Source organism: Lactobacillus sp. B4007 (assembly GCF_026535895.1).
Taxonomy (GTDB): Bacteria; Bacillota; Bacilli; order Lactobacillales; family Lactobacillaceae; genus Lactobacillus; species Lactobacillus panisapium.
The window spans coordinates 530,229-548,377 of record NZ_JAFNPA010000001.1; the positions used below are offsets into that span (position 1 = coordinate 530,229).

Genomic DNA, 18,149 nt, shown 5'->3' on the forward strand with positions numbered 1-18,149 from the left:
TTTCGCCCACCTTTTAATTTTATTTCATTCCAAAGTTTATTCAACTTTTTCAAAAACTTCACAAACCATTGGTGCTTGCGGATAAAAAACGCGTTTTTTGCTTTCATATTCTTTCTTGAAAAAATCATCGTGAATTTGTCGCCAATTTTTGTAGGTACCATCGCCTTCATGATAAGCATGTTCAGCGGAAATCTGATTGTAGGGGACAATCTCCACAACTTTTTCACGAACCACGCAAACTGGTTTACCAGCCTCATCAAGAATAACACTCAATTCCCCCACTTGAGGCAATGGCTTATCTTCGTAAAATTCATAAGCAGAGGTAGTCGCAGTTTTGATGCCACCGTTGACTTTATCAGCTAAACCGTTTTTGTCTGTACCAAATGACCAAGCATCAAACTTTGTGCTCTCATCCCAATTATGCTTTTGACAAAAATCACGCCAAAATTCTTTTACTTCTTGTTTCATTATAACCACCATTCTGGCGTCAATTCGCTCATTTTTACTACCTTATCATGCCGATAATCCATCATTACTTCAACATTCTGGTAATCTTTTTCCATCAACTGGACGATAAATTCACGGCATGCTCCGCATGGCGCACCATTTTTGCCATTTGACATTAGGGCTAAGACACGTGACACCCTCGTTTCGCCCTGCGTAATCATGTTAAAAAGAGCATTTCGTTCAGCACATACTCCAAGACCACATGCCGTATCAACGCAAACTCCTGTATAAATTTTTCCTGACTCACTTAAAACAGCTGCAGCTACCCCGCCAGCTTCCATATGTTCGCCAATTTGATGAAACCTCTGCACTTGGCTAGCGGCTTCATACATTTTTTGCCATTGCTGATCCATTATTGTAATTCTTTCAAAATATTCTTATTTCTTTATTTCTTTTGCCATTAAAATAAAGCAATAAATACCGCCATTAGAAGCCTCGTCTTCTGACCCAGTAATGCGATAGCCTGCTCGTTGGTAAACTTTTTGCGCCCGCTTATTGAATTCAGCAACCGATAAAATAATTTTATGGTATTTTCCAATTTGCTTCACATAGTCTTCAATCATTTGCATTAACTTTATGCCAAGGCCATGTCCCGTTAACTCCGGCGCCATCCCTAGTCCAACTTCAACCTGATCATTCTTACCTTCAATCGGATCTAAACAAAAGAAGGCTGTCAACTGGCCATCATCTGCCAAAACTTCAAAGTAATGGTCTTTTCGCAATGCAGGCGTAATAATTTCATCGTAATCTTCCTGGTCATTTTTCATATCATAAAAGGAATATTCACCATCATAATGCCATTTAGTAGCAATTATTTCTGCATTTTTTTGCGATAATTGCTGAATTTGGCTAAAAACTATTTTCATTTTAAAAAATCTTTCAATTATAGTAATAAAATAAGGTTTAAGATAAGTTAATTATACTATAGAATTTTGCTTAAATATAGATAAGATTTCAATTGCTTTATTTTAATAATCAATCGTTTTTTCATTAAACTGGAAAATAGTAAAAATTAGACATGCAAAAACGCTTCTGCCTGCATTACAAGTAGAAGCGTTTTTTAGTAATAATATCTTTTACAAATTAATTCCTTGTCCTCCAGTTGCACCATATACTTGACCAGTAACATAACTAGCCAAATTGGATGCTAAGAAGATATAAATAGGAGCTAATTCATCAGGTTGACCTGCTCTATCGAGTGGCTCTTCATGACCAAAGCTAGGTACACCAGATTTTGGCTGACCACCACAAACTTGTAATGGTGTCCAAATAGGACCAGGAGCAACACTGTTAACCCGAATTCCCTTTGAAGCAAGTTCTTGTGCAAGGTTAATTGAAAAGTTAGCAATCGCTGCCTTGGTGGAAGCATAATCCAATAAAATTGGCGTTGGCCGGAATCCTTGAACTGAAGTAGAAGTTAAAATGACACTACCTGGTTTCATATGTGGAACTGCAGCCTTTGTCATTTCAAACATCGAAATAATATTAACTTCAAAAGTATCATGGACGCTATCAAGGGACAGTTCTTCTAAACTGTCAGAGTGTTGCTGGATAGCAGCATTCATAACCAATAATTCCAAGCTGCCAAATTCTTTTACAGCATCATTAACAACACGTTCAGCTTCACCGCGTTTACGTAAATCTGCTGGAAGCAAAACTGCCTTTCGACCGACCTTTTCGATCAACTCGGCAACTTCTTTGGCATCTTCTTCCTCATCTGGCAAGAATGAAATAGCAACATCAGCGCCTTCTTTAGCAAAACCAATTGCTACCGCACGACCAATTCCAGAATCGCCGCCAGTTACTAGAGCGTGGCGCCCAATTAGTAATTCATGACCTTCATAATCAGCCATATCACCATCAGGTTTAGGATCCATCTTGCTTTGAAGTCCAGGGTAGTCTTGTGATTGCTCTGAAAATTCTTCATTGCGGTAACGAGTTAACGGGTTTGATAAATTATTATCCATACTATGATCTCCCTTCTTAAAAATCCACCTTCAATTTACAGCGTTTGCATACGCAAAACAAAATATATGCTTACAATATTTAACAAATCATATTCTTTGATGTATTAAATTTTTCGTTTTATGATGGTGTTGATAATACTGTAGTCAAGGAGGCTATACCTATGATTAATACGTATAAGAAATTTTGGAAAAATATTTTCAACTTTTCTGGGGTTGCAAGTTTGGGTGAATATTGGATTCCCGTAATTATTAACATAATTCTAGGATTTGTTTTAACCTGGATTGTGCAAACAATTTTAGGTCATTCTATTGAAGATATTTATACTTGGGGTGACTGGAGCGCTAAGACAGGTTCACTAGTTATTAGTTTTATTGTTTGGCTTGCCACTTTATCACTAAGCATTCGGCGTTTACATGATACTAACCGCTCGGGTTGGTGGATTTTAATTAATGTCCTGCCGTTTATCGGCCAGATCTGGTTTGTGATATTAATGCTCTGGCCTTCACGTCCAAATAATTATTAATAAAAAACGACTCAAATTAAACGTACATAATTGACACAGTTAATTTGGGTCGTTTTTATTTATTAAAGATTGTCTTTATCAAGTGCAAACTTACCTTATCGATGAGTTATTGCACTTTTTCTTTTCCAGCCAAAATTCCTTCTAACCATTTTTTGCGGTCATCGCGGCAAACATCTAAGCTCTGCTCTTTAATTGCTTCATCATAAAAATTAATTTTGCGATCTATTATTTTCATTGATTTTTTTAAAGCAGCGATCTCTTCCGTTACCTTTTGTCGTTGCTGCAGAAACATTGCTTTTCGCTGCTCGGCCGTATCAATGCCTTCTCCAACTAGCTTTAGGTATTTTTTGATTTCTTTTAATGGCATACCGGTTTGTTTCAGGCAAATAATGGTATTGATAGTAATTAAGTCGCTGGCTTCAAATTCACGAACACCACTTTTATTTCGCTTTACAAAGTTGAGTAAACCAATTTTCTCATAATAGCGCAAAGTGTAAGTACTAACTCCGAGCAAATCACTTACATCCTTGATTTGGTATTTTTTCATCATGTTCTCCTGCCACTATTTACCAATCATAATTAACTTACTAAAAATAACTACTTTGTCTTTAATATTAACACTTTCTATCAACTAATAAACTAGCAAAAAAATTTGACTTAGAGTTGCTCGAAGGCAATATACTTTGTATTAATTAGAAAAAGAGGTGCTTTCAATGAAATTATTAATTTTAGCAGCAAACGGTCAAATAGCGCGTTTAGTTGAAAATCGGCTTTTAACTGAGCCAGAATTCCAAGATATCAATTTGACGGTTGGCTTGCGCAACGCCCAAAGACTGGCAAATTTAAAACCTAAGGTAAAAGTAATGGAAGTTGACTTAACTAATGCTAACGAAGTAAATGATGCCGTTAGCGGCCAAGACATGGTTTTTGTAGCAGTAGTTGATCATACCGCGGGCAATGTCATTACTAAAAATGTAATTAGTGCCATGAAAAATAACCATGTTTCACGTGTAATATTTACTAATATTTTGGGCATTTACAATGAAGTTGGCGGCGAATTTGGTCGGTGGAATCACGAATACACATTGCCCGGTTTGCAAACTGCAATTAATTCGGATAAGCTGCTTGCCGAGTCGGGCCTGCAGTATACTACCCTGCGTTTGCCATGGCTCAATGATCGAAATGAAATCAAATATACCATTACTACTCATGATGAGCCGTATGTAGGTGTTTCAGGTTCTCGGCAAAGCATTGCAGACGCTATTTTAAAAATAATTCGGGATCCAAATCTCTACGTTAACGATAGTATTGGCATTGCTGATCCAGCAACCCAAGGTGAAGATCGACCAGTATATTAAGGAGAAAATCAAAGTGAAAGCAGGAACATTTATTAAACCAGGCAAAGTAGAATTAAAAGACTACCCGATGCCAGAATTAAAATCAGAAAATGATGCAATTATCAAAATCGTCCGCTCTTGTGTCTGTGGCTCAGACTTGTGGTGGTTCCGTGGCATATCGCAGCGCAAGGCAAATTCGACTACCGGACACGAAGCAATTGGTATTGTTGAGCAAGTTGGTGCTGAAGTAACTCAAGTTAAACCCGGCGATTTTGTTATCGCCCCTTTTACGCACGGATGTGGACATTGTGCCGCATGCTTAGCAGGGTTTGATGGTAATTGTTTTAATCAGGGAAACGAAATTAACGGTGGTTACCAAGGAGAATACCTCAAATTTCACAATGCTAATTGGGCCTTAGTAAAAATCCCCGGCAAGCCTTCTGATTATACTGCTGAGCAGCTAAATGACTTTTTAGCATTAGCAGATGTCATGGCCACTGGCTACCATGCAGCTGCTAGCGCAGAAGTAAAAATTGGCGACACAACAGTCGTTTTTGGTGATGGTGCAGTTGGCTTATGCGGTGTAATCGCAGCTAAACTACGTGGTGCAAAACGAATCATTGCTATGAGTAGGCACCAAGATCGGCAAAAATTAGCTGTTGAATTTGGTGCAACTGATATTGTGCCAGAGCGTGGTGACGAGGCTGTCAAGCGGGTATTAGAGCTAACTAACGGTAATGGCGCCGATTCGGTTTTAGAATGCGTTGGTACAAAACAGTCAATTCAAACTGCACTGCAAGTTGGTCGTCCGGGCGCAATTGTTGGTCGTGTCGGTGTGCCTCAGAATCCAGCAATTGATACAACCGCTTTATTCTGGAAAAATATTGGTTTGCGTGGTGGTATTGCCCCCGTTACTACTTACGACCGCGATATTCTGCTTGATGCGGTTTTAAGCGGTAAAATTCATCCCGGTAGAGTTTTTACCAAGAGTTTTAAATTGGCACAAATCCAAGAAGCCTATGAAGCAATGGATCAACGTGAAGCAATTAAATCTTTATTAGTCGTTAACCAATAAGTTAATTACTCTTATTTTGGAAGGGAAGTAATTAAAATTAACATCGTCTTTATTAACGCTAGTCAAAACCGTTCAGGAACTACTAGTCGCATGGGGCAAAATTATTTAAATGGCCGAAAATACCAGCAAATCAATCTTGTTGATTATAAAATCTACCAAATTAATCAAAGCTATTCTGACGACCAATTTGACGAGGTTTTTGCAAAATTACAACAAGCTGATTGGATTATTCTCGGTACCCCAGCCTATTGGCACTATATGAGCGGCTATCTAAAAACATTCATTGAAAGAATCGGTCAAAGCAAAGATTTTAATACTTTAGCCGATAAAAAAATTTCTGTTTTTATCCAAGGGACTGATCCAACAGATGCCATTAAGCCAGTAACTGATGTTATCGCCCGTTTTGCCTCTGTTGCCAACATGAACTTTGTTGATATTTAAGAACAATTTATTAATTAAAAAAGAGAATAGAATGTTTCACGTAAAACAATTTGACACTATTAGGAGGTAAGAAAAATGAATAAGAAGTTTAATCTGCTGAAAAAACTGGCAATTTTTTTAGCAATTATTGGCCTAGTCGCAGGAACAGCCGTAATCACAACACGCTTAAATTCTGATTCTAGTTCTGTTACGGCCAAATCCAAAGTAAAAAAGAAATTTGTTAAGCCGCGCCATACTAATCAAGGTGCCAGACGGGTATTTATTAACGCTAGCCAAAATAAAGATGGTAATACGGCCAATCTCGCCAAAAAACTATTTGGAAGCAGCTCATACAAACAAATTAATTTAGTCGATTACCACATTCCCCAAATTGGCCAAGGAGATGGCGACTTCCCTAAAGTATGGAACCAATTGAAAGGTGCCCGATGTTATCGTTATCGGAACTCCTGTTTATTGGTCAAATATGTCGGGCTATTTAAAAACTTTTATTGACCACCTAAACATCAATAATGACCTTAAAGGCAGTGATTTATACGTTATTGTCCAAGGAGCTGACAGTAACCAAACTTTGGCTATTAATTCAACTTATGGAACACTAAACCGTGTTTCTAAAAGATTTGGTCTGAATTTTGTTGGTATCGCACAGACAAACTCACAGGCAAATACTTTACACAATAAGATGATTGGCAAAAAATAATTTGATATCGATTACACATAACTAAAACGCATCCCTTGTGTAACAACGTTTATCTCAATCACAGTAGTTCTTATAACTGCTGTGACTTTTTGCTTTAACACTTTTTATTCACTCTTAAATAAGCTAATTAATTATAATAAGACGTTAAAAAATTAAATGTACCGCCACAATTTTTCTGAGCGTATCAAACCAATCTCTATTATGCCCTTGCTATAATGAGGTAACAGGAGGTGTATTTTATGCACATTGAAAAATACTTCGTTAATTGGTCACAAACTTTATTACGCGCCAAACCAACACAGCAAATATTAAAACAAATTGGCCAAACAACCAGTCATATGCCAAAAATATGGCAGGAATTGCACACCAAAAATTATTCTTGGACTCAGGCTGGATTGGAGCAAGTGCAGAACTTATTGCAATACTGTGCGGGCCACAGCAAACAGGTTCAAGTGCAATTAAAGCAACTCTCTCATGAAGCCAGTGCCCAGTTAATCCCCGTTTTTAAAAACCAAAATTTCTTAAAAATTTTAGCAGACAAAATGAAACTGCCGCCGCAAACTGTTAAAACAATCCAAAATCTGCTAAATAAATTTACTAACAATGGTAGTCCCTTCTCACCCGCAAGCTTGTTGATAATCGTGTTATTCATTGCCATGGGTGCGCAAGTACCGCTGCTTCTCAAAGGATCATTTAGCGGTAAAAAAGTCTTAGTGACTGTCACTACCATTTTAGATTATGTTGCAACGGCACTACAATTGGCTCAACATTTTCAAAAAAATAAAAATTAAGGAAATCGGTCATTACGACTGAGAATTTAAAAGCACCTCTACTTTTTTAAAATCAAACAAAGGCACTTGTAACGGCTCAATAGTAGATTAGAAGCCAAAAAGTGAAACATGATTCCGGTAATTTACCAGAGTCATGTATTTTTTTGCAAAATTTCCTAGTCATGCAAAAGCCTCATAATTAATTATGGGGCTTAACTTCATTATAAATACTTCGTTAGAGCAGTTTAATTAGTGGGTTAACATTATCTGCTGGATTTTTTATTACTTTGATATTTCTTTATGCCATCACTTAAGCGCTGCAAACCGTCTTGAACCATTGCTAGTGGACAAGCCAAGTTAATCCGCAAAAAGTCAGCGCCATTACCACGATAAATATTCCCTGGTGAAACAATTAGTCCAGTTTCCTGGCGTAAGAACTGCGCTAATTCTGCTGAATTATGACTAACTTGTTGAACATCAAGCCACATTAAATACGTGGCATCTCCCGTAATTACCTTAAGCTCAGGTAGATTTTTGGCAATAAAATTAGTGGCATAGGTGAAATTATCGTTAAGCTGAGCGATTAAAGCTTGGCGCCAGCTCTGCCCCTCAGTATAGGCGGCAATAGTACCTGGAATTGCAAGTAAATTTGGCTCAGCCAATTCATCGCTATTAAGACCCCGATTAACAATTTCACGTAAATTATCATTAGGGATAATCACAGTCGCTGCATGAAGTGCTGCAACGTTAAAAGTTTTACTAGGAGAAACTAGCGAAATAATGTTTTCACGTGAAACACCATTAACAGCAAACGCCGGTGTATAATCTTTGCCAGTTCTGACTAGATCGCCATGGATTTCATCTGACAAAAGAACCACGTGATGCTTAAGACATAAATCTGCTATTTTTTGAACTTCTTGCTTTGTCCAGACCTTGCCAATTGGATTATGCGGATTACAAAAAATCATTAGCGTTGTTAATGGTAATGCCAGCTTTTGCTCAAGGTCCTGCCAATCAATCTGATAATTTTCACCAGTAAAATGCAAATCACTTGCTAATACATGACGGCCATTGTTTTCGATCGAATTGTAAAAGACATTATAAACCGGTTCTTGTACTAAGATATTATCGCCTAGGTGGCTAACACGACGTACAATTGAAGAAATAGCGGGCACAACGCCAGTTGTAAAAATCATCCAATCAGGATCAGGGTGGTGACTGTGCTCTTTGTCATACCAATCTGCAACGGCATTGAAATAAGTGGCACCAGGCCATTCATAGCCAAATGCTTTTAAATTAATTTTTTCCTTCATCGCTGCAATAATTTCCGGAGCGGTTTGAAAATCCATATCAGCCAAAGACATTGGTAGTTCACCTGGCTCAACATCCCACTTAATAGAATCTGTCTTGCTTCTGTCCGGTGCATTGGTAAAATCGTAATTTGTTTGCATATTCATTCCTTTGGTTTCTGATTTTGATCTGAACGAGCTACTTTTACTTCAATCTTAGCACAGTTTATTTTAGTCTTCGCAGGATTTATTTTAGCCGGATCCATAATCAATTTACCTATGCATGGCGCAGCTATTTTACCAGAAATTGGGTTTTTTACACTATCGATTTTAGTCACAATATCCGCATCAAGGTTAGAAACATATTCAAAGGCTAAATCAGTATGAGTCAGACTCACATTCGTCAATACTAAATTGTCGATATAATTTAGTCCCTGACTGCTTTGAATTTTACAGTTAATAAATTTAACGTTTTTACTATTCCAGGCTAGATATTCACCATCAATAGTTGAATCATAGACCGTTACGTTTTCACAATTCCAAAAAGCATCCTTAGAAATAAAAGTCGAATTGTGAACCTCAATGTTTTTGGCACCATCAAAAACGTAATTGCCTACTACACTAACATTATCTAAATAAATGTCACTGCTGTCTTTGCCGAAATAGTCCCCGTTAATTTGACTATTAGTGACTTTAATTTTTCGGCACGTCCACATCGTTTCTTCAGCATTGGCAAAGTGCACACGGTCAAGAACAATTTTTTCAGAACGCCGAAACAATTTAGGTGCTTGCATAGCTGAATCATAAATTGAGATATTTTTGGTATACCAAATACCACTGCGGGCCATTGTTTCAAAAACCGTGTTCTCAACCCTAATATCATCATCGTACCATAAAGGATATTTCCATTTAAAAACGGAGTTCTTTAGTTTAATCCCTTTTGCTTCTTTAAGCGGCGATTCGCCATGACCAAAAGTAACATTTTCTATTTCACTGTTACTCAAGCCAAAAAGAATTCTTTCACCCTCAAAATAGTGGTCTCTAATATTATTCATTACTGCTTCTTTCCTAAGTCTTAAAGTTACTAATCTTATACTGCTATTATTTATCAAAATAGTAAAAATTAAAAATACTTATTATTAAGACTTTTCAATTACTATTAGTTATTACAACTTAAGTATGGATTAGAAATTTATTTCCTAGGAAATAGGGAGATAGATTATAAAAAATGCTCATGCCATATTGAAAGCAATCAAAAATTCGTTAAACAGTAAGATGCTATTGCAGGCATTATCTATTATCGCGGTATTCTTTGATACTGAGGAGCAATGGGTGAAAGATTATTACCTTTTTGCATTGAGTACCAATAAGCCACTGCGGCAACATCATCTGATCTTTCAAATAGTTGCAAATCATTATTTCCTATCTGTTGTACCGTAACTTTTAAATTATGTTTAAAACGAATTGGGTCAAGTAAATGGAAACGATACAAGCCATGCATAGGTAAAGCATCATTACCAAATGCGTGTAAAGGCATTAATTCACCATTATTAAATTCATCACGAGTGTGATCAATTTTAGACATAAAAGGATAACCCATAAATGGCCGTTGGAATGTTTTGGCATATGTTTTGCCCTTTGCATCTCTTTGATGGAATGCCCAAGCTCCACCAAAATAATCCTCTGTCCCTGTTGAAGTAACTGTAGGATATTTAGTATCACCATCTATATAAAACTTAAATTCACCTTCACCCCACCAGTAACGCTGAAGTGCACATACTTCAAAATAAACTCCAACAAAATGTCCTGGTCCTTTAATCTCTGGCAAAACTACAAAGTCCTTCTGTTTTTCAGTGTATTGCTGTCTATTCCATATCGCATGAAAGTATGCTGAGTTTTCTGGTACATCTTTAATTACATAGTCAATTCCATAAAAGAAACCATCAATATCCCCAGGATGCTCATTAGTAATTGTGATTTTAGCCGATTTTCTAAATGGCATTGGAAAATAACTATTAAAGCCACCAGTTGGATTAACAGTAATTAATGCTGAATTTATTTCACATCTTTCACCAAATCCATTACAAAAGAAGTCACCAATCGGGACTTCAACAGCTGGTTTATCGTCTCCATCCCAATACATACGTAAAACTACATCTCTTAAAACAAAACTACCTTCAGGAGTTGCATCTGCAATTGTCATCCATATATGTCGTATTTCACCTGAGTTTTGAATATCAGCAATTGTAACCGTCTTACCTTTAGGTAGTTTGATTGATCCGTTTCCCTTACGGCTAGGACCCAAATCACTACTAGACATAGCAGCTTTTCCCTTTTCTCCAGTTAAATTTTCTGGTGATATGGTGCGATTTTCTTCATTTAAATTAATTTCTGTTAAGTCTGATAGATTCATATTTTCTGCCTCCTGTTAATTTGTGTGCTCAACATTAATTTTGCTATATATTTTATCTAGATTATAAAAGCACATTACTATAATAGATAAAATAATCATGATAAAAGGTAATAAAATAAAGTTTGCTTTTATCGCAAAGATTGCTTTCATAGTTTGGATATGATGAGGAGCATATTGACCCCAACTTAATAAAAGCCCTGTAACTGCAGAAGTTATTGCCATGGCAAGTTTACCAATAAAACCATTTATTGCAGAAATAAGTCCAGATAGATTAATACCTGATTGCCAACGACTATAATCTACAGGGTCTGCTTGCATTGAAAAGTACATATTTTGGCGAATCCCATGTCCAAAAGCATAAAGAATTGATCCCAGATATATACAAAACAAGCCTTTATGACCAAATAACATTACTAGAAGACCAATTCCCGCTAAACTACTTCCTAAAATGAAAACATTACGTTTAATCATATACTTTACTAAAAAAGGCGTTACAATCGTTCCAAGCATTGGCACAAAATTAATCAGTCCTGCTACGACTGCAGCTTGGGTAGTACTACCTATTACATAAGTAAAGTAATATACTAACGAACCTTGAACAAAGAAGTTAGAAGCCCACATAAACAATGTACTAAAAGCAAAAATTAACCATGGCTTATTTTTAAATAGTGCATGGAAGCTCTCACTTAATTTAACTGAGCTTTTAATTTTATCTGTATCTTCAATTTCATGTAAGTTTTTAAAAGGTATATATAAAATAAAGATTGCAGAAATACAATATAGACTCATCACAATAACAAAGCCTTTTTGCTGATTAGCTCCTCCCAGGATTTTAACTAAGGGTAGAGTTGCCACGCTAACAAAAGTTGCACCTAGAAAAGAAAAAACCATCCGAACTGTTGACATGTTAGTTCTTTCTACTGGGTCTCTAGTTAAATTAGGTAAAACTGATGAAATCGGGATATTAACCAAGCCATAGCAAATTGAAATGCCTAAATAAGTTATGTAAGCATAAATCAATTTGCCATTCATTGAAATATTTGGAACACAAAATAGCAGAACACCAAATATTGCTAGCGGAAATGAGCCAAAGAAAATGTAAGGTAAACTTTTTCCCCATCGCGAGTGTGTTTTATCGATAATTACTCCGGTAAACATATCTGCAAAACTATCAAATAGCCTTGTAACCATAATCATTGTACCAATTGCCGCGCTCGCAATTCCGGCAACATCGGTATAAAAAAACATCATATACAATGTCAAGACATTCCATACTAAGTTGCATGCAAAATCTGAAATGCCATAACTTAAACGTTCCTTCCACAACTGATGGGAAGTCGACTGAACTTTTTGTTTCACTTAAACTACTCTCCTTTTCATTATTGTAAACGTTATCAGTAAACGTTTACTTAAATAATATACTTAATATAAAAGGGTTTCAAGAAAAAATAAAATATTTTTAGTAAACGTTATCTATGAGTTATAATAGTATATATAAGTTATAAAGTAGGGTAATTATGAACCAAAATCAGCCTAATATTAAAGATGTAGCAGCCAAGGCTGGCGTTTCAATAGCTACAGTTTCACGTGTATTAAATAATAAAAGAGGTTTTTCACAATCTACTTATGATAAGGTGCAAATTGCAATGGAAGAGCTCGGTTACCAACCCAATCGAGTCGCACAAGCATTAAAGTCCGAATCAATGAAAATGATTGCTCTTAGTGTACCTTTTATTTGGCATCCCTTTTATGCCGAGTTTGCTTACTATATAGAAGCTGACTTGCAGAACCGTGGTTACGGGATGCTTCTGTCTAATAATCAAAGTGATCCTTCTAGTGAGCAAAAGTTCCTTAAAATGGCTCAAGAAAATAAAGTCGATGGTATTATAGGCATTACTTATAATGATATTGTTCCTTATTTATCAACAAATATTCCTTTTGTTAGTATTGATAGATTCTTTGATACTTCAGAATATCCGACTGTTGCTACAATCACTTCTGATAATTTTCATGGCGGCGAAATTGCTGCACATGAATTAATTCAAAGAGGAGCAAAAAAATTAGCTTTTGTTGGAACATATGCTAATTATCCAAATGGTTCATTAAACCGAAAAAAAGGATTTTTAGAAGTAATTGAGCACAATCAGATTCCGTATCAGATTTTTGAATGTAGCGAAACAGACCCTCAGGCACCTTTATTATTAGATAGGGTCATTAATAATCTAGATACAATTGATGGGATATTCGCTGTTAACGACGAAACAGCTTATCAACTACTATTTAAATTGAAAAATTATGCTATAAAAATTCCTGATGAATTACAGATAATTGGATATGACGGTTTTCAAATTATGCCAAATATTACTCCAAGTTTATCTTCAATTGTTCAACCAGTAAAAGAAATAGCAAGAGTAGCAGTTGATGATCTTATTAAACTAATTGAACACGATTCAAATATTTCACACAACACAACTATTCCTGTTTCTTTTCGAGCAGCTCAGACTACCAAAAACCTATCTCAGCCTAAATTTTTATAATAAATAAAAAACATCAATTTTATAGAAATTAAAATTCTAATTTGCTATATAAAATTGATGTTCTTTTTTACAAGAAGTTTTTATATTACTTTTTAGTTTCCATTTCAATAAATTCAGTAAAGCCACCCTTTTCAGCTCGTTTTTGACCAACTATTTTTAGAAACTCCTCTTGGCTAACACCCTTAAACTTCAAATAGGCCCTGATAACTTCATAAACATCGCCTAGCTCTTCAACCAAATTAGTCTCACTTGTTGCGTTGACAACTTCTCCAGTTTCTTCAATTAATTTTTTCTTTAGAGCTGGTTCAATTTCACTATGTGTAAGGTGACGATAATTAGCATCTTTAGCAAATTCAGGTATTTTATCTCTAACTAATTTTTTCATATTTATTTGCCTTCTCAGTTAAATAAGTTAATGTATAACATTATATTATTGTATAATTCAGAATGTCTTTACAACAAACAAAAAGATAATATACAATGATAGTTTACATTAAATATACCCGTTATTATCAATATACTAAATGGATAATTAATTAAACTGGTTTACAATTTCTTAGGTATATCAATTCCTTCATCATTTAGCTTTTGATTATCTATAATTTCGTTTTCACCAAATCCTTTTGCTAGTCATTTTGAGTTCCAGATATTTCTGTATTAATACAGCTTTTTCGCATTATATATCTTATAGTTAAAATAGTCTTTGCTGATAGTTATGCTTATCTTTGTATTCATATTTTTAAATACTCTATGTTTGGTATTGTGCAGATTTTTTAGTATTTAGTTAATAAATTCTTTTATATTATTCGAAATATCATTACTTTTACTTTTTTCATTAAACTAAAAATATGACTTATAACTGCAATTTCCTGTGGTATAGAATTTGGATTTAAAATGACTATGTTTACAGTATTTCTCATTAATTGCTGATAATCTTGGGAAGATTATATTGAGACATGGCTCGATTTATACACTTCCAGAATTTGAAAATTTCTTAGCTAAATTGGAACCATGCTTTTATTTACTGTTTCTTATCATACATTAAATTTAAAAATCAAGCTTTCAAATGTTTACTTTTTTAATCCAGTGTTTGTACCCAGCCCTCTGGGCCCTTCTTTTTACCGTATTGAATATCAACTAACTCATTGTACAGTTTAGTTGTCACCGGGCCGGTTTCTGTTTCACTGTAAATAACATGTTTTTTACCATTATAGGTAATGGAGCCCACCGGCGAAATAACAGCGGCTGTGCCCATCGCACCAGCTTCTTTCATCTTAAAAGCTTCTTCCAAGGTGATCTGGCGCTCAACCGGATTTAATCCCTGCTCCTTAGCAAGCTCTAACAAGGACCGTTTGGTAATTGAAATTAAAATCGATTTTGACTTAGGGGTAACAAATTGCCCTTCTTGGGTAATGCCATAAAAGTTAGCGCCACCAAACTCATCAACATATTTATGTTCACGTGGATCAAGGTACAAACAATCGGCATAGCCATTCTTATGCGCCTCAACCGACGGCAATAAACTGCTGGCATAGTTACCTGACGTTTTAGCTTGACCAGTTCCCGCATAAGCAGCACGGTCATAATCGCTGACAATATAGTCGGCTGGGTTCAAGCCCTTGATATAAGCCCCTACCGGAACGGCAAAAATGCGAAAAACGTATTCATCTGCAGCTTGAACACCCAAAACATTTGAGGTACCAACCATGAATGGACGTAAATAAAGAGTTGCGCCACTATCATATGGTGGCACAAATTCTTCATTCGCATGCACCACTTGCTTTACTGCCTCTACAAAACGGTCTTCAGGAAATGGTGGCATTGCCAAGCGCTGAGCTGACAAAGTAAAACGATGAGCGTTTTGATCTGGGCGAAACAAGTTGATTTTACCGTCCTCACGCCGGTAGGCTTTCAAACCTTCAAAAATCTCTTGGCCATAGTGCAGTACTTCTGCCCCTTCGGAAAGGGTAACGGTTGAATCCTCAACCAACTTTCCTTCTTGCCATTCGCCGTCTTTATATTTAGCTTCATAGCGATATGGTAAATCGCGATAAACGAAGCCTAAATTTTCCCAATCAAGATCTTCTACTCGTTGTTTCATAACAATCCACCCTTTATTACTCCTTATGTTACATAAACTAATAATAAATTATTAGCTTTTTAATTAATAGTTAATTGTTAACTAATTTAGACCATAAATTTAATGATGTCAATCCTTTATTGCACAAATTACCAAAATATCTTTTTGGCAAAAAAATAGTTAACTCTGCTTGAGTGTCACACGTGAAACAAGTAGCTCAATCAGTAGTTATATTAGGATAAAAGGCAAATAACCATTGGGCAGGAAAAAATTTAGACAAAAAAAGACTAGCTCCCGCGAAGTAGCGGAAACTAGTCCTCAATTATTGTTTAGCAATTAGTCCTTATTTTCTTTAGTTTCAGATTTAGTTTTATCGGTCTTATCAGCTTTTGGTGTGATAGTTAAAACTGCATCACCATTTAAGTAAACATGCTGGTCATCTGCAGTAAACTTAACTTCTTTGGTGTCAGGCTCCTTCATTAGCAATTTTGCAATTGGAGTTTCCAGATCTTGCTCAACTACCCGACGTAGTGGCCGTGCACCAAATTTCTTATCGTAACCTTTTTCTGCCAAGTAAGCTTTTGCTTCAGGGGAAATTTCTACTTTCACATCCCTCTTAGCTAAGACATGTGACATCTTCTTTAAGTAAATATCGATGATCTTAGTCATATCTTCTTCGGTCAGTGAATTGAACGGTACGATTGCATCAAGCCGGTTCAAAAACTCTGGTCTGAAGTAAGCTTCTAAGGCTTTGATCATTTTATCATGGTCGACCTTGCCATCCTTGAGTAAGTTATCAGAATACCCAGCATTTGAAGTCATGATCAATATTGTATCTTTAAATGAAACAGTTCTACCTTGGGCATCGGTTAAGCGACCATCATCCATAATTTGTAATAATGCGTTAAAGACTTGTGGATTAGCTTTTTCAATTTCGTCAAACAAAATTAAGCTATATGGTTGATGCCGTACTTTTTCGGTTAATTGTCCACCTTCACCGTAGCCAACATAGCCAGGTGCTGAACCAATTAGTTTATTAACTGCCATTTGGTCTTGGTATTCGGACATATCAAGTCTAATTAGGTGATTTTCACCGCCGAACAATTGAATTGCCAATTGTTTAGCCAGCTCAGTTTTACCAACACCAGTTGGACCAGTCAGTAGGAATGACCCAGTTGGACGATTGTTATCCTTGAATACTTGCTTACGGGCAATTGCATCAGTAATCACGTCAATTGCATTATCCTGATCAATAACGGCCTTCTTTAATTTAGCAGCTAAATCAAGGTTCTTTTGTCCCTCACTGGCATGAAGTTCGCTCATTGGAATCTTAGTTTTTGCTTCAATTAAAGCATAGATGTCTTGGTCGGTTACGCGTGGAGTTGCAGCATCATCAACGTGATCGGCTTTTTCACGTAACTCCTCAATCTTCTTCTTCAAATCACTAGCTTTATTGTAGTCCTCATTTTTAGCGGCCTCTTCTTTTTCCTTTTCAAGACTAGCAATTCTCTTTTTAATTGATGCTTCATCACTAGGAATAGTGTCAAGACCCTTCTTAGCACCAGCTTCGTCCATTAAGTCAATTGCCTTATCTGGCAAATAGCGGCCCTGAATGTAGCGTTGTGATAATTCAACGGCTAAGCGTAAAGCACTGTCACTGTATTTAACGTGGTGATAGTCTTCATACTTTTTCTTTAGACCCTCTAAAATTTTAACCGTTACATCAGCGGATGGCTCTGGAACTTGTACTGGTTGGAAACGACGTGCCAAAGCAGCATCATTTTCAATTCGACGGTATTCTCCTGTTGTCGTTGCACCGATTAAGTTCAAGTCACCACTAGCCAGAGCTGGTTTCAAAATGTTAGCAGCATCGCCACTATTATTTTCAGAATCAGTTGAACCTGCACCAACAATGTTATGAATTTCATCAATGAATAAGATGATGTTTGGATTCTTTTTAGCTTCGTCAATTACCTTCTTCAGGCGCTCTTCGAAACTACCACGAAGGCTAGAACCCGCAACCATATCATTAATGTTAATTGCAATAATATGCTTATCTTTCATCTTGTCAGGAACATCACCTGAAGCAATCTTTTGTGCTAAGCCCTCAACAATCGCGGTTTTACCAACACCTGCAGGTCCGACTAAAACCGGATTATTCTTTTTACGTCTGCTTAAAATTTCAATTACTTCTTGGATTTGTTCATCACGACCAATTACAGGATCGTATTTATTGTTTTTAGCTTGCTCAACTAAGTCAACGCCAATTGGTTTTTCCTTTTTTGGTTGACCAGGCATTTGACCGTTCTGGTTCATGCCTTGTGGAGAAATATTCATGCTCGAATAGTGAACTGGAATCGAGCCATTATCATCATTGTTAAAGAAAGAATTATTTAATTCGCTAAATAGATTGTCAAATTCGTTATCAAAATATGCCATACATATACACCCCTTTAATAGGTTTAAATTTTGTAATTAGCACTCGACGTTGTCGACTGCTAACTGCTTACAT

General features: G+C 36.1%; 20 protein-coding genes. 8 read left to right on the forward strand and 12 right to left on the reverse strand.

Annotated elements, in window-relative coordinates:
- Nucleotides 1-36: 36 nt before the first annotated feature.
- From J3U54_RS02525 to J3U54_RS02540, 4 genes are all read right to left on the reverse strand, one after another.
- Entirely contained in the window at nt 37-468 is a 432-nt protein-coding gene (locus tag J3U54_RS02525; protein ID WP_103752572.1) for an ASCH domain-containing protein, read from the reverse strand.
- Nucleotides 468-860, reverse strand: a complete 393-nt coding sequence (locus tag J3U54_RS02530; protein ID WP_103752573.1) for a cytidine deaminase family protein — start codon at nt 858-860, stop codon at nt 468-470. Before J3U54_RS02530 ends, J3U54_RS02525 begins: the two co-directional genes overlap by 1 nt.
- A gap of 24 nt (nt 861-884) precedes the next feature.
- Nucleotides 885-1,373 carry a GNAT family N-acetyltransferase gene (locus J3U54_RS02535; protein ID WP_217349842.1) on the reverse strand — a complete coding sequence of 163 codons (489 nt, stop codon included), beginning with the start codon at nt 1,371-1,373 and terminating at the stop codon, nt 885-887.
- Nucleotides 1,374-1,583: 210 nt separating this feature from the next.
- Nucleotides 1,584-2,474 carry an SDR family oxidoreductase gene (locus J3U54_RS02540; RefSeq protein ID WP_267384952.1) on the reverse strand — a complete coding sequence of 297 codons (891 nt, stop codon included), beginning with the start codon at nt 2,472-2,474 and terminating at the stop codon, nt 1,584-1,586.
- A gap of 161 nt (nt 2,475-2,635) precedes the next feature.
- Between J3U54_RS02540 and J3U54_RS02545 the strand changes: the two genes are divergently transcribed.
- On the forward strand, nt 2,636-2,998 hold the full coding sequence (locus J3U54_RS02545) for a DUF805 domain-containing protein (protein WP_103752575.1): 363 nt from the start codon (nt 2,636-2,638) through the stop codon (nt 2,996-2,998).
- A 106-nt stretch (nt 2,999-3,104) separates the two neighbouring features.
- Here the strand turns inward: J3U54_RS02545 and J3U54_RS02550 are convergent, their stop codons facing one another.
- The gene (locus tag J3U54_RS02550; RefSeq protein WP_164715390.1) at nt 3,105-3,545 is read right to left on the reverse strand and encodes a MerR family transcriptional regulator; all 441 of its coding nucleotides are present in this window, start codon (nt 3,543-3,545) and stop codon (nt 3,105-3,107) included.
- Between the two features lie 166 nt (nt 3,546-3,711).
- Here J3U54_RS02550 and J3U54_RS02555 point away from each other — a divergent pair, with 166 nt between their 5' ends.
- The 6 genes from J3U54_RS02555 to J3U54_RS02580 all read left to right on the forward strand — a co-directional run bounded on the left by J3U54_RS02555 (nt 3,712) and on the right by J3U54_RS02580 (nt 7,339).
- Nucleotides 3,712-4,356: an NAD(P)H-binding protein gene (locus tag J3U54_RS02555; protein WP_103752577.1), complete on the forward strand. Its 645-nt coding sequence runs from the start codon at nt 3,712-3,714 to the stop codon at nt 4,354-4,356.
- Between the two features lie 13 nt (nt 4,357-4,369).
- The gene (locus J3U54_RS02560) at nt 4,370-5,410 is read left to right on the forward strand and encodes a zinc-dependent alcohol dehydrogenase family protein (protein WP_267384953.1); all 1,041 of its coding nucleotides are present in this window, start codon (nt 4,370-4,372) and stop codon (nt 5,408-5,410) included.
- Between the two features lie 51 nt (nt 5,411-5,461).
- On the forward strand, nt 5,462-5,851 hold the full coding sequence (locus J3U54_RS02565) for a flavodoxin family protein (RefSeq protein WP_267385056.1): 390 nt from the start codon (nt 5,462-5,464) through the stop codon (nt 5,849-5,851).
- A gap of 75 nt (nt 5,852-5,926) precedes the next feature.
- Nucleotides 5,927-6,343, forward strand: a complete 417-nt coding sequence (locus J3U54_RS02570; RefSeq protein WP_267384954.1) for a hypothetical protein — start codon at nt 5,927-5,929, stop codon at nt 6,341-6,343.
- On the forward strand, nt 6,315-6,548 hold the full coding sequence (locus J3U54_RS02575; protein WP_267384955.1) for a hypothetical protein: 234 nt from the start codon (nt 6,315-6,317) through the stop codon (nt 6,546-6,548). Before J3U54_RS02570 ends, J3U54_RS02575 begins: the two co-directional genes overlap by 29 nt.
- Nucleotides 6,549-6,787: 239 nt before the next feature.
- Nucleotides 6,788-7,339: a hypothetical protein gene (locus J3U54_RS02580; RefSeq protein ID WP_220232500.1), complete on the forward strand. Its 552-nt coding sequence runs from the start codon at nt 6,788-6,790 to the stop codon at nt 7,337-7,339.
- Between the two features lie 242 nt (nt 7,340-7,581).
- On the opposite strand, the gene J3U54_RS02585 is transcribed toward J3U54_RS02580, so the two are convergent.
- From J3U54_RS02585 to J3U54_RS02600, 4 genes are all read right to left on the reverse strand, one after another.
- A complete protein-coding gene (locus tag J3U54_RS02585; RefSeq protein WP_267385058.1) occupies nt 7,582-8,769 on the reverse strand; it encodes a MalY/PatB family protein in 1,188 nt (395 codons plus the stop codon).
- Between the two features lie 2 nt (nt 8,770-8,771).
- Complete coding sequence (locus J3U54_RS02590; protein WP_267384956.1) at nt 8,772-9,662, reverse strand: DUF3737 family protein; 891 nt, start codon at nt 9,660-9,662, stop codon at nt 8,772-8,774.
- Nucleotides 9,663-9,904: 242 nt separating this feature from the next.
- Nucleotides 9,905-11,020: a glycoside hydrolase family 172 protein gene (locus tag J3U54_RS02595; protein ID WP_267384957.1), complete on the reverse strand. Its 1,116-nt coding sequence runs from the start codon at nt 11,018-11,020 to the stop codon at nt 9,905-9,907.
- Nucleotides 11,021-11,035: 15 nt separating this feature from the next.
- Nucleotides 11,036-12,379 carry a glycoside-pentoside-hexuronide (GPH):cation symporter gene (locus tag J3U54_RS02600; RefSeq protein ID WP_103752585.1) on the reverse strand — a complete coding sequence of 448 codons (1,344 nt, stop codon included), beginning with the start codon at nt 12,377-12,379 and terminating at the stop codon, nt 11,036-11,038.
- 158 nt (nt 12,380-12,537) lie between these two features.
- On the opposite strand from J3U54_RS02600, the gene J3U54_RS02605 reads away from it, so the two are divergent.
- Nucleotides 12,538-13,557 (forward strand): LacI family DNA-binding transcriptional regulator, encoded by a 1,020-nt coding sequence (locus J3U54_RS02605; RefSeq protein WP_103752586.1) that lies wholly within the window; start codon nt 12,538-12,540, stop codon nt 13,555-13,557.
- An 85-nt stretch (nt 13,558-13,642) separates the two neighbouring features.
- Here J3U54_RS02605 and J3U54_RS02610 read toward each other — a convergent pair whose 3' ends face one another.
- From J3U54_RS02610 to J3U54_RS02620, 3 genes are all read right to left on the reverse strand, one after another.
- Nucleotides 13,643-13,942 carry a nucleoside triphosphate pyrophosphohydrolase gene (locus tag J3U54_RS02610; protein ID WP_267384959.1) on the reverse strand — a complete coding sequence of 100 codons (300 nt, stop codon included), beginning with the start codon at nt 13,940-13,942 and terminating at the stop codon, nt 13,643-13,645.
- A gap of 693 nt (nt 13,943-14,635) precedes the next feature.
- Nucleotides 14,636-15,658, reverse strand: coding sequence for a branched-chain amino acid aminotransferase (locus tag J3U54_RS02615; protein ID WP_103752588.1), 1,023 nt, complete (start codon nt 15,656-15,658; stop codon nt 14,636-14,638).
- A 315-nt stretch (nt 15,659-15,973) separates the two neighbouring features.
- Nucleotides 15,974-18,076 carry an ATP-dependent Clp protease ATP-binding subunit gene (locus tag J3U54_RS02620; protein ID WP_103752589.1) on the reverse strand — a complete coding sequence of 701 codons (2,103 nt, stop codon included), beginning with the start codon at nt 18,074-18,076 and terminating at the stop codon, nt 15,974-15,976.
- Nucleotides 18,077-18,149 lie beyond the last annotated feature (73 nt).